The sequence below is a fragment of the Halobacillus sp. Marseille-Q1614 genome, assembly GCF_902809865.1.
GTDB lineage: Bacteria > Bacillota > Bacilli > Bacillales > Halobacillaceae > Halobacillus_A.
This window is the reverse complement of record NZ_CADDWH010000001.1, coordinates 816941-829276: the sequence shown is the minus strand read 5'-3', so window position 1 is coordinate 829276 and position 12336 is coordinate 816941. Positions and strand designations below refer to the sequence as shown.

16 protein-coding genes are annotated in these 12336 nt (G+C 34.2%); 1 reads left to right on the top strand and 15 read right to left on the bottom strand.

The features are described 5' to 3' along the window. Positions 1-114 precede the first annotated feature (114 nt). A complete protein-coding gene (locus HUS26_RS04070; RefSeq protein WP_173915936.1) occupies positions 115-1368 on the bottom strand; it encodes an aminopeptidase in 1254 nt (417 codons plus the stop codon). Between the two features lie 126 nt (positions 1369-1494). Continuing rightward, positions 1495-1959, bottom strand: a complete 465-nt coding sequence (locus tag HUS26_RS04065) for a GNAT family N-acetyltransferase (RefSeq protein ID WP_173915926.1) — start codon at positions 1957-1959, stop codon at positions 1495-1497. Between the two features lie 293 nt (positions 1960-2252). Between HUS26_RS04065 and spoIID the strand changes: the two genes are divergently transcribed. Beyond that, on the top strand, positions 2253-3260 hold the full coding sequence (gene spoIID, locus HUS26_RS04060) for a stage II sporulation protein D (RefSeq protein ID WP_173915935.1): 1008 nt from the start codon (positions 2253-2255) through the stop codon (positions 3258-3260). 210 nt (positions 3261-3470) lie between these two features. Here spoIID and HUS26_RS04055 read toward each other — a convergent pair whose 3' ends face one another. The 13 genes from HUS26_RS04055 to HUS26_RS03995 all read right to left on the bottom strand — a co-directional run bounded on the left by HUS26_RS04055 (position 3471) and on the right by HUS26_RS03995 (position 12227). After that, positions 3471-3734 carry an N-acetyltransferase gene (locus tag HUS26_RS04055; protein ID WP_173915934.1) on the bottom strand — a complete coding sequence of 88 codons (264 nt, stop codon included), beginning with the start codon at positions 3732-3734 and terminating at the stop codon, positions 3471-3473. Positions 3735-3867: 133 nt separating this feature from the next. Beyond that, positions 3868-4293: a hypothetical protein gene (locus HUS26_RS04050; protein ID WP_173915933.1), complete on the bottom strand. Its 426-nt coding sequence runs from the start codon at positions 4291-4293 to the stop codon at positions 3868-3870. A gap of 47 nt (positions 4294-4340) precedes the next feature. Next, a complete protein-coding gene (locus HUS26_RS04045; RefSeq protein ID WP_173915932.1) occupies positions 4341-4598 on the bottom strand; it encodes a hypothetical protein in 258 nt (85 codons plus the stop codon). A 268-nt stretch (positions 4599-4866) separates the two neighbouring features. Next, on the bottom strand, positions 4867-5346 hold the full coding sequence (locus HUS26_RS04040; protein ID WP_173915931.1) for a hypothetical protein: 480 nt from the start codon (positions 5344-5346) through the stop codon (positions 4867-4869). A gap of 211 nt (positions 5347-5557) precedes the next feature. Beyond that, the gene (locus HUS26_RS04035; protein WP_173915930.1) at positions 5558-6322 is read right to left on the bottom strand and encodes a kanamycin nucleotidyltransferase C-terminal domain-containing protein; all 765 of its coding nucleotides are present in this window, start codon (positions 6320-6322) and stop codon (positions 5558-5560) included. Between the two features lie 166 nt (positions 6323-6488). Continuing rightward, a complete protein-coding gene (locus HUS26_RS04030) occupies positions 6489-6833 on the bottom strand; it encodes a MazG nucleotide pyrophosphohydrolase domain-containing protein (RefSeq protein ID WP_173915929.1) in 345 nt (114 codons plus the stop codon). A gap of 81 nt (positions 6834-6914) precedes the next feature. Continuing rightward, positions 6915-7757: a nucleotidyltransferase gene (locus tag HUS26_RS04025; protein WP_173915928.1), complete on the bottom strand. Its 843-nt coding sequence runs from the start codon at positions 7755-7757 to the stop codon at positions 6915-6917. 166 nt (positions 7758-7923) lie between these two features. After that, positions 7924-8349, bottom strand: a complete 426-nt coding sequence (locus tag HUS26_RS04020; protein ID WP_075038409.1) for an N-acetyltransferase — start codon at positions 8347-8349, stop codon at positions 7924-7926. A gap of 127 nt (positions 8350-8476) precedes the next feature. Continuing rightward, complete coding sequence (locus tag HUS26_RS04015) at positions 8477-8956, bottom strand: YjdJ family protein (RefSeq protein WP_173915927.1); 480 nt, start codon at positions 8954-8956, stop codon at positions 8477-8479. 216 nt (positions 8957-9172) lie between these two features. Beyond that, positions 9173-9637: a GNAT family N-acetyltransferase gene (locus tag HUS26_RS04010; protein WP_173915926.1), complete on the bottom strand. Its 465-nt coding sequence runs from the start codon at positions 9635-9637 to the stop codon at positions 9173-9175. Positions 9638-9784: 147 nt separating this feature from the next. Further along, positions 9785-10042, bottom strand: coding sequence for a hypothetical protein (locus tag HUS26_RS04005; protein WP_173915925.1), 258 nt, complete (start codon positions 10040-10042; stop codon positions 9785-9787). 90 nt (positions 10043-10132) lie between these two features. After that, entirely contained in the window at positions 10133-10642 is a 510-nt protein-coding gene (locus tag HUS26_RS04000; protein ID WP_173915924.1) for a GNAT family N-acetyltransferase, read from the bottom strand. Positions 10643-10862: 220 nt separating this feature from the next. Further along, the gene (locus HUS26_RS03995) at positions 10863-12227 is read right to left on the bottom strand and encodes a M1 family metallopeptidase (protein ID WP_173915923.1); all 1365 of its coding nucleotides are present in this window, start codon (positions 12225-12227) and stop codon (positions 10863-10865) included. Positions 12228-12336: the final 109 nt, after the last annotated feature.

Below are 12336 nucleotides of genomic sequence, written 5' to 3'. Positions count from 1 at the left end.
TCTTTTTTATATTGGGCTTATTCAACTAAAGCTCCCCAACAACAGAAGACTTGATTTCGAGATATTGAAACAGATTTCCAACTCAGTTTTCTCTGTTTTTAAGTTGAAGACGATTTAGAATTGGAAATCCCCATCCTTCATTAGCAGGACTTCAGTTCCACCTTCTTCAATCCCCACTACTTTCATATCTTCGGTACCAAAAGTCACATTGACTAACAAAAGTGAAGCATTTAGACCCGCCGCCTTCAACTTTTCCTCAGTTTGGTCAACACCATTTTGAATATTGGAGGGAGATGCATTTCCGATTCCAATATGACAGGACGTGTTTTCATCAAACAGGTTATTGTAAAAAAGGGTATCTATCTGAGCAAGAGGAGATTTATTAGAGACCAAGGCAATCTCACCTAGATAATGAGAACCTTCATCTGTTTCGATGAGATCCTGTAACACATCCTGTCCCTTTGCGGCATAATAGTCGGTAATCCTTCCATCTTGAAAAATTAGATGAAATTCATCGATGACACTTCCCCCATAGACAAGAGGTTTAGTACCTACCAATTTTCCATTCACCTTATTTTTATGGGGAGCCGTAAATACTTCTTCCGTAGGAATGTTCGGAAAGAAAGGTATTCCCTTTTTATCTATGACACCCCCGCCGATATAAAGATGATTTTTAGGTAGACCAACGAACAAATCAGTTCCACGGCTATTTGTAAAATGCAGGGCTTCAAATTGGCTCTCGTTGAGGATCTTTTTTCGAGAATCGAAGGCACGGTCATGATTTTCCCAGTCTTTGATAGGATCTGTTCCATCTACCCGCGCTCCACTTAAGATCGCTTGCCATAACGATTGCACGGCTTCTTCTTTACTTACGTGAGGATATACTTTCGAAGCCCATTCAAAAGAAGGTACAGCTATAAGACACCAACGTACCTCATGGGATCTGATTTTTGCATGATGGTCCTTCAATTTCGTACGAGAAGCCTTTAGATAACGATTTATCCTGTCTGTAGAAACCTCCTCGAAGACATCTAAGTTTTCAGAAATAATATGTATGTAAGCAGCACCTCCATCTTCCCATTCCTTGAAACGGGCAGCCTGCCAATCAGGAAAGTGATCGATGGCATCATCTGTTGCATTTAAGTAAAATTCTTTGGCAGCCTGTTCATCTTTCCAATCTATAAATACATTTGAAGCCCCTGCCTCGTAGGCTACCGTTTGGATTAGACGGGCAAACGTAGCATTTTGTATATCACTATGAATAATCAACAATTGATGTTTTTGCAGATTTACTCCAGCTCGCACAGCAAGTTCTGCATACTTTTTTAACTCTGCTTCACTTATAAATTCATATAATCCTTTAGTCATTTATTATCTCCCCTGTGATGTTCTTGTATATGTTTACTCAAGAAATGCTCCCAATTATGGAAGACTTGATTTCGAGATATTTTTATAAAATGTTAACTAATGCATACCCTAGTACAATATGAAATCTTATAAATAACCTTTCATCCTAATTACTTTTCCATCAACTTCTGTACCGACTTCATCCATTCCGATTGTACGATAAAACTTGATCGCGTTGTTATTTGATGGAGAAACCCTTAGATGATACTCACTAACTTCATTGTTTTTAAAGAATTGCTTAGCGTAGTGGTGTAAAGTTTTCCCTTTACCCTGGCCACGCATTTCGGGTGTTAAATAATACAAATTTACATACCCAATTTTATTGCCTTCGTATTCACGTATAGTTAATTCAAGTTGTCCGATATATTTACCATCTTCCTTGGCTAAAACAAAACCTTCCGGAAAATCTCTAATTTTTTCAGCTAACCAGCTTAAATATTCCTCTTCTTCACCGAACCCCATAGCATTCCCAAAACTTACATAAAATGAATCTTTCCGAAATTGAACTACTGTATCTCGATGTTTCTTTATATCAATTTCCTCAAAGATCATTTTAAACCCCCTCGTAAATATCAAATCCCTTCTTCAACTAGCCTTCTCCGTGAGTTACAAAAGCTATCGTCTTTATTGGAGGATAGCTCCCCAATAACGGAAGATTTAAATTCAAGATAATATTCCTCGTTCATGGTGAAAACTTCGTTCTCTTCTTTAAGAAATCCCCATCTGGTCCAATGAAATCGACCCAAAATAGAGGAATAAAGAAGGACGCATGTCAGTAAGATAATACCATAAAAACATTTAAATGGAGGGGGATTAATATAAAACCAATATCTATTCTATATTTTATGTTAATAATGACATCATTAATAGTAATCTTGCCAACTGCTGTCGTAGTTCCTTATGTAAATCCCCAAGAGCACGAAGTAAGCCAGACAACTACAGAGAAGACAGAAAATAATAGTATAGATGAAACTATTATACTAGACCAATCAACTGAAGTAAGTGTTTATCGTACTCAAAAAGATGTGGTAGAAAAACTCCCTTTAGAACATTATGTAGTTGGTGTAGTTGCTAGTGAAATGCCAGAAGAATTTGAGAAGGAAGCCTTGAAAGCACAAGCACTCAGTGCGAGAACGTATATTACCTCATTATTGCTAAATCCAGACCACTCAGTTCCCCAAAAAGCCGATGTAACAGACACAGTCACTCACCAAGTGTTTAGTAGTACAGCAGATTTAAAAGAAAAATGGGGCGCGAACTATATCCAAAAAATCAATAAAATAAAAGAGGCCGTTCATGATACCCAAGGGCAAGTAATCGTTTATGAAGATCGTTTAATTACAGCGTCTTACTTTTCTACAAGTAATGGTTTTACTGAGAATTCAGAGGATTATTGGTCAGCAGAACTTCCATACCTTAGAAGTGTAGAAAGTCCATGGGACAAGGATTCTCCTAAAGCTTCTAATCAAACAGTTATACCGGTATCTGTCTTCGAAGAAAAACTTAGTGTTGACCTCGAACAAGAGCCTGATTTAGAAGCTTCCATATCGGAAAGGACTAACGGAGACCGTGTACGCCAGGTAACGTTAAACGGGAAAGAATTAACGGGTAAACAAATTAGAGAGAAACTTAATTTACCTTCATCTGACTTTCATTGGAAAAAGAAAGGGGACCACATTGTCATTTCTTCTGAAGGATATGGTCATGGGGTAGGAATGAGCCAATATGGGGCGAATGGTATGGCGAAATCCGGGAAAACATATCAAGAAATTATTCAACACTACTATACAGGAGTGAAAATTGTTGATAATGAAAAATTTCTTTTAGAAATCTCAAAAGTAAATCAAAGCTAATTATCCTCCCCATCAGGGCCATATGCCCTTATTGCATTACCAATAGAAGAAAAATTCGAGAAAGTCAACATGCCACATTAATAATGAAAAAAGGAGAGGAGAGGCTTAATAATTAAGTCTCTCCTCTCCTTTTTTCATCTCTGAGATTTTTATTTCATGCTTAGCGTACGTTTTCCGCGTTTTGCTGGCGGTACCCCAATAATAACTTAATTACATAATCCATGGATTTACATACCCAATTTTATTGCCTTCGTATTCACGTATAGTTAATTCAAGTTGTCCGATATATTTACCATCTTCTTTGGCTAAAACAAAACCTTCCGGAAAATCTCTAATTTTTTCAGCTAGCCAGCTTAAATATTCCCCTTCTTCACCGAACCCCATAGCATTCCCAAAACTTACATTAAATGAATCTTTCCGAAATTGAACTACTGTATCTCGATGTTTCTTTATATCAATTTCCTCAAAGATCATTTTAAACCTCCTCGTAAATATCAAATCCCTTTTTCAACTAGCCTTCTCCGTTAGTTACAAAATTGATAACTTGAAACTGAGATGAATGCTATTTAAAAAAAGAAAAGAGCAACGAGCTCTTTTTTTAATCCTACTAAAGAGTTTCTGCAAATTCATCCAACAAATATTCACTCAGCCTTTCCGCCTCATCCTCATCAAAATATTTGTCATTAATCCATTGATGATAATGCACTAGTTCATGAGCCATACTTTTTAAAATTGCCCATAATGCATCTATTTCTCCCCTATCAGATACCAACTGTTCATAATCACCTGTGGCTATTCTTATATATGGCTCATGTGTTTTATTGGAAGGAGCAAAAAATGTAGCACTTGCAAACTCTTCTATTTCTATTGTTTTTAAAATAGAATCTTTCTTAAGATATACCACAACCCTAATCGGGAATTCCTGAGTTGTTCGAAGCCATTTAGCGAAATTAATACAGGATTCTCTTACTGCGCTATTTACTTCTTTATCGCTTCTTATCCTTAAACCTATTCGATTTTCATTTCTAACCATTTCATCACCCTGGGGTTTCTATTTTTTCCAAAGGTTTTTAACTAATTTCATTCATATAACTTACTTAATTGTTTTTTAAAGCTTTTATAATGCCAGTTTATGTGATCTAATTCAATTTCCAAGTTAATTAAAAGATCTTCTAATTCATCTTTTTTGTCTAATGAATCTATTTCATCTATCAACTTCGTTACTTTTATATTACTTTCAAGAATGTCATTTAAATCAACGGCTAATATTGAAGGGGCATCTATCTGCTTCACGAGTGAAGCTTTTTTCCTTAACTTCTCAATCCTATTATTACTCATAAAAACCCTCCTTGCATCTCAGATTAAACAGACAAAAATCCCGGCGATCGCAAAATGGTCAATTACAGGAAACTTTCACACTATATATGTAATTATTTAACAAACACGCTTTATTCATTGTATCACCAATGGAAGGAGTTTATTTAATATATCTCGTAACCAAACCTTTCAGATGACATCTTAAACATAAGTAAAAGGGAACAAACCTTTTTTACAGATTTGTTCCCTTTTATCGATTTATCGAAATTGAGACAAATCTAGAGGAGAGTCAACTTGCAACATAGATATCAGTGGCATCATATTCAAACCACAGTATTCTTTCGTGTTCTCCATCTATCTCAACACTAACTTTTTCACTTAACACGTCATAGTATTTTTTTCCTTTTATCGGATTTAAAACCAAAAAGAAAAAATCATTTATTTCGGTTAATAAGTAAATTTGGTTAATTAAATCAAATTCTTTAATGAAATCATTTTTGTTAAAAATTAATTCAAGATATTTCTTTGATTTATTCAAAGAGAATGTCTTTTTTGATTCAAAATTAAAATTCACCTCTTCTTCATTATAAAAACTATTGTTCACTTCTCCTCCTATTAGGACCCTTTCATAAGTAAGTTTATTGATAGCATTGAAAAAAGATTGAACATTATAAACTGGATAAGAATGAATGGAGTTGTACTGCTTAAATGTCATTTTTTCAGTTCTTATTAAAGCTAGGTCTTCTTTTATTGGTAGAAAATCATCCATATTTTCACTACCTTTACTTTAATTTATTTTGGGGTTGCACTTCTCAAATTTATTTTATCATGTTCAATTCATCTCGAATTCAAGTCTTCCTTAAACCTGCCTAAATAATAAATAAAAGGAGCAAACCCTTTTGTTACAGATTTGCCCCCTTTTGTGGAAGACTCGAATTCGAGATATAATCAATTAATCTTTTACTTACTCACCCATAATTTTAAATATATTGTAATTTGTCATCATTTAAATTTATTCCAAACTCCTGATAAGCCCAGTTATCAAAAGTTACCCATAAATTACTCACAGCACTTTGGATATCATTCAACTGTGCATTTAAAAACAAGCTTCTTATATTTAGTTCATAATTTTCTGGTATATTATTCAATACGAAGCTCTCTTCAACCATATTTTTATTTGATTTATATTTATATCTGTTAGCTAAACCAACCGTTAATGCTGACCAATAAGCTATATTGGTTACCTCCTGAGTAATACCTATGTAATTTGTAGATGACAATGTAAAAACTTTATAGATATGTTCATACATATCCGTGATAGCCTCCACTATTAGTTCGTTAAAATTTGCATTTTGCTCAGCAAACTTATTATTTACCTTCAGATCATCATAAATATAATGCGGGTCAAAGATTACTTCAGCAGTTTCCAAGTTATCGCCACTTATTGACCATTCATAATCAATCACTTTGGAAGCCTCTAAGGTTCTGGAAACAGAATTATAGCTAACCCCTACAAACATACCTTCATAAAAGAATGCATACCACCTATGATAATTAAAGTCTTTATCCAAAAGTACTCTTAACTCTAAGTCTGATTCTGGTGCATCCAACCCTTTAGCTGTTGACCCTTCAACTGCAACTGAAATTAATGAGTCTTTATATCTACCTTTCAAATTTTTCAATATTTTATAAGCAGTTTTGAGTCTATCTTCGTTAGTAAACTTATTAGGAGTCCATTTAAACATTTTATTGCTCACCTCTCTGCTCTCTCATTAAACTATCCTACTTCGTTATTTAAAAAGCGAAGGCTACTGTTTAACTATCGCTCCCTTACTAGAAAACTTGACTTCGAGATAACTTGGATTAAATACTTAGCAAACGAACCCGGTTGTTGAACAGTTTTTAGATTTTCTATTTTTCAAAATAATGTTCTTTATTCTCTACTACTAAAAATTCTTCTAAATTTGGAGATTGATTATATTTAATTGCAGCTTGTTTATCCTTTTTTATAATGGCTTTTGTTAAATCAATATCATTTATACTCGCAATTGACACTGCGTAGTGTATAACATCAACTAACTCTTTTTCTAAAGAAGCATCATCTGAATTTTCCTTCCGACCTTCTAACTGGTTTAGTGCCTCTGCTACCTCCCCGATCTCTTCTACTAGTTTCATAAATAAACCAGATGAAGTGCGTTCTTCTGTATATTTTAGTGCTAGGTAGTTCTGTAGCTCACCGAATGTTAATTGTTTCATACGAATCCTCACTTTTAATCTTATTTGTCTTATAAACTATTTATAAAAAAAGCAGCTTAATCGACGGTGCCTTCGTTTTAATCAAAGCGGCAGGTGCATTTCTTTTTTCGGGTTATAAATATCAAGCCAATTTTCTGTTTCCATCTCAATCCAACTGCCAAAGCAATTCAAGAATTTTAATATTTCTTCTGGACTTGATAAGGGGTTGATTGCGTACCAAAGGGCTGTTCTCATCTCATGCTCTTTTTCTGGATAGTGCTTCGAAAATAGTTTATAGGCTGGGTATAGATCCCTTGTGTACGATTGTTCTCGAACAATGACAAGCGCACCACCAGCCCTCACAATAATTCTCATGATCCAAGAACAGCAATCCTTAATGTCCTCAATATCGTCATTTCCTGTTAAATCATGCTTGGCCTTATTAATCAGAGATGTTAAGTGAATGAGGTGTTCATTCGCCAGGGAGCTGTCGGGTTTATAATCAGGGAGCTTACTTATTAGGTTTTCGCCATAAACACAAATACCATAGGTTTTTAGAATAAAGGGGATCATAGAGCAATATTTCAACACCTCAACCTCACTTAAAGGGCTGAATCCTAATTCTACACCGTTGATAAAAGAGAATTTTTGATCAATAAATTGTTCCGTCTCCTCAACCCAATCCAAGTCAAGTTCTTGAGGATTGGAATAGGTTACAATTATTGCGTCCACATCCGATACACCTTCAATGTCTAACCCTCTTGGCACAGAACCTCTTATGTAAATGCTGTGAATTTCCTTTGGTAAAGCGTAAAGACAGCTTTCCTTTATAAGTTGGATGACTTCTCTGAATTTCTTGTTGATATTTTTGTAATCAGACTGGTTTATGATATAGCCTTTGTCGTCTAAAGAACATAAAGATCCTATTTCTTTAATTTCAGTCATACAAGTCCCCATTCCTGTTCAGATTGTATTTATTCATAAAATGACCTTTCCCCATACAAAAAACGCATGTCTTATTCAAGATTTGCCCCCCGTTACTTTAAGACTCAATTTCGAGATATGTCTTGGGAAGTCTTCAACTTGTTACCCCTTAGTTATACACCATATCTCAATAAGCCAGTTTCTTGGAAAGATAATACTGTTGATTATTATTATTAGGATGATCTTCTATTACACCTACTATTTCATAACCATATTTCTGATAGAAATTTGGGGCTTGAAAGCTAAATGTATCTAGTTGAATGAGGTTGCATCTATTCTCTCTTGCTATTTCCTCTATATTATCTAATAACTGTTTTCCGTAGCCTTTTCCTCTAAGAGATTCATCAACCCATAAGAATTCAATATGTAAGTTATACCAAAAAATCCTTCCAGTAATGCCACCTAAAATTTTCTCCTCTTCATTTCGAAGCATAAAGCTAATGTTCTTGACTGGGTGTTTTACTTCATCTGGTAATTTAGAAAGATTGTGTTCAATTACCTTTTTACGAATATAATTACTGTCTTCTTGATTCCATTGTTGAGTTATTTTCATAATTTTCCTCCATATAAGTTCCTGAATAAATATTTAGCACAACGTTATTGCCTGTGTTTATGTAAGAAAGGGGTAATGCTCTATTAAACAATAGCCCCATAAACTTGAATATTTGAACTCAAGATATTTACACTTTTTCAGCTGATGGTTTATGAGTTCTTTTAAAAAAAGTAAAGCCAACTATAGAGAAACATAGAACTCCACTTACCATGTAAATAGAAGTAAATATTTTCCCTCCTGAAGTAGGTGAGTTCATTATAAAAAAGCTAGTTGCCAAAAATATAATACCCCAAAGAGATAAGTATAAAGTTAACTTTTTAATGTGTGCTTTTAAGAATTGATATCCGATTAATAAAATTAGATAAATACTACTAATGGCCATAATAGTTGGAAACGTTGGATGAAATTTTGCAGCATATACAAAGTAATCTAACTGTGATATTTGCTCATCACTATGTATGTTTTCATGGAGACGCTCTGAAAAAGGAGTGGAATACTCCCATTCCCAAGGATTCTCTAATAATGCACTTCCCTCATACCACGTGACAAAAGTGGAAAAAACTAATAAGGACAGCGAAATACAGAGTTGTATGAGAAACCAATACATATAATCACCTCTAATAAAATATACAACCTTATAACTACAATATTCAATATAAATTCTATAATGTAGAGATTCGTTGGAGTTGAGACTTACCTGCCCATAATAAAGGAAAAGAAGCAAACCCTTCTATTGCAGATTTGCTCCCATTTACGGAAGACTTGATGTCAAGATATTTTTATAAAATGTTAACTAATACATCCCCTAGCACAATATGAAATCTTATAAATAACCTTTCATCCTAATTACTTTTCCATCAACTTCTGTACCGACTTCATCCATTCCGATTGTACGATAAAACTTGATCGCGTTGTTATTTGATGGAGAAACCCTTAGATGATACTCACTAACTTCATTGTTTTTAAAGAATTGCTTAGCGTAGTGGTGTAAAGTTTTCCCTTTACCCTGGCCACGCATTTCGGGTGTTAAATAATACAAATTTACATACCCAATTTTATTGCCTTCGTATTCACGTATAGTTAATTCAAGTTGTCCGATATATTTACCATCTTCCTTGGCTAAAACAAAACCTTCCGGAAAATCTCTAATTTTTTCAGCTAACCAGCTTAAATATTCCTCTTCTTCACCGAACCCCATAGCATTCCCAAAACTTACATAAAATGAATCTTTCCGAAATTGAACTACTGTATCTCGATGTTTCTTTATATCAATTTCCTCAAAGATCATTTTAAACCCCCTCGTAAATATCAAATCCCTTCTTCAACTAGCCTTCTCCGTGAGTTACAAAAGCTATCGTCTTTATTGGAGGATAGCTCTCTATAAAAGAAAACTCAGTATCAAGATAATTTGCGTGCAGTACATGCAAAATATAAATTATATTATATTGGTGTAGACTGTGGCTATCCAAATAACTAATAAAGCAAATATTAAAGCAGCTACTAAATTAATCCAGTTCTTCTTATAATCACGTCGAATTTTTTCGATAATCATTATGGCAAAAAAACCAATAGCAAAAATAAAAACAAGATATAGATTCCACCCTAAACCAAATATTAGCTCTATAGAAACAACAAGCAATAAAACAATGGCATACGGAATTAGCTCATTAACAGTGCTTTTTAAAAAAATCATTATTACTCCCCCCTCACTTATCTTATGAATATAATTACATAAAATTTCAGTAACGCTCCAAGACTCGATTTCAAAATAAAGTTAAATCAGTTATTTGATTTTCCGAATATCCTTCCATCCATAAACAACTTCACTTAGTCTTTTCCGAGAGACTTCAATCTCAATAATATCCAATTTTTCAGCTCCAACTTTTTCATAAAAAAAACGGGAATGATTGTCTTCTAATACTAAAACAAGCATTGAATATATACCTTGATCTTCTAGTTCTTGTATTATTGGCTTTAATAGCTGTTTTCCTAAACCTTTTCTTTGATGATCTTTTAATATGTAAATGGCATAAAGTTCTCCTTCAAATTCAGGATACTTTCCTGTCCTTTCAGGCCCGCCGTTAGAGAAGCCTATTATTTTTCCCTTATTGTCTTCAGCTATAAAAACTGGCTGCTTAGAGATTATGTCTTTCCACTTTTTTTCCCGGCTTTCGTAGGTCATCTTCCTTAAATACTCTTCAGGTACTATGTCCTTGTAAGTTGAATACCAGCTATCAACCTGAACTTTTGCCACTCCCTCTGCATCTGTTACGGTTGCCTTTCTAATCTTCATGCTTCACCTCCCTTAGTTACTAATCTCATGGCTACGTTTAGTTCCAATTATTTCAAATTATTACCCTTTACTCAACAGAATTTATTAAAAAGGCGTAATTCCTTTCCGGAATCACGCCTTGTGACTAAAGACAACAAATACCCTCTAATGAAGGTTTGTTATTGCTAAATTGCTCCCATTTCATGAACACTTGATTTCAAGACAATTCTTGACTCTTCCTTTATTGGCTATGCTTTAATTGTAACCAGTCATCATAAATAGAAGGATCCTTAATGTCCAATTGATGATTTAGGAACCTTGTAAATTCCTCTGTGTTTACTTCTTTATATTTATAGGTCAAATAATACTTTGTAAGGAAGTTTTCTGCTGCTTCTTTTCCTCCATGCTGCCTAAAAATATTCCAAAGACCGATCGGTGAGTTCCCATATACTTGAGTATGATAATCTTTTTGGTAGTGATCTAAAGGTAAATTTACGGGTTGAAGATTAGGGTAGAATTCATTAGGCAACTGAACATCTTCTGACTCAACGTCTGCAAGAAACAAGGAGGTTGCTAAATTTGCTAACCCTTCATCTAACCAAGCATCTCTATAAGGGTCATTGTTGATGACACCATAAAACCATTGATGGGCGATTTCGTGCACGACTTCATCCTTTAGTGATTCCATTCTTACCCCTCTCGAATTATCAACTGTCACTACACCTGGGTATTCCATACCTATATCACTGAGAATAATATCTAACTGTTTATGTGGATAAGGTCCAATTTTATTTTGGAAGTAATCCAGAGCTTGGAGTGCTGTTTCTAATACTTCTTCCTTTCTATTAGTCTGATCTGAGCTAAAGATACGAATTGTTACCCCTTGCTTTTCCTTCTCGAGTATTTCAGGATGACGTAAGATTGCCACGTAAAATTCTTTAACGGATTCAGCTTTCACTTTCTGTTCCTTAAGTGTAGGAAGGTTCTCAGTATCACTTGAAGTTATCACGGTATACTCTTCTGGAACTTTATAACTGAAATCAAAGTCACTGAAAGTGGTGTGATAAGATTCTCCTTTAGAACGATATTCTTCTTTATTCCAACCATCTCTGTATGTAGGAACCATCGGATACCATTGAGCTAAATAATAATTTGAATCATTTTCTGTATATCTATGACCTTTTTCAGGGAGAGTAAAAGAATAAGTAATCTCAATGTTTTTCTCTTCTTTAGACTGAACCTTCTCTTTTAATGGTACTGTAAAAGTATCTTTCTCTAAAAAATAATTAACCTCTTTACCATTTACAGAAACTTTTTGGACATTTAGTGACCCAGGCTTATCTAGTTCAGGAGCATTATCCTGAGTGAACATATTAGGTATAAAGTAGAAAACGAGGGACTCCCAAGCATCCTTCGACAAATTTGTGATCTCAATGGATGCTTTCACCTTAAATTCACCATTTTCATCTAAACTCAGCGATAAATCATAGTTACTTTTACTGCCTGCTGGAAGTTCCATAGGAGAAAACTCTGCCTTATTTTCTTTTAATTCTTCTTTATGACCAATTGAGTTACAAGAAGTCAATAATATTAGTAGTAAAATCATGTAGAGACACTTTTTCAAAAACTCTGCCCCTTTCGTTTTTAATATATAACATCCAATATACCAAGGGAACAGTTAGCAAAATATAGTTTCTACACAACTTCCAACTAAA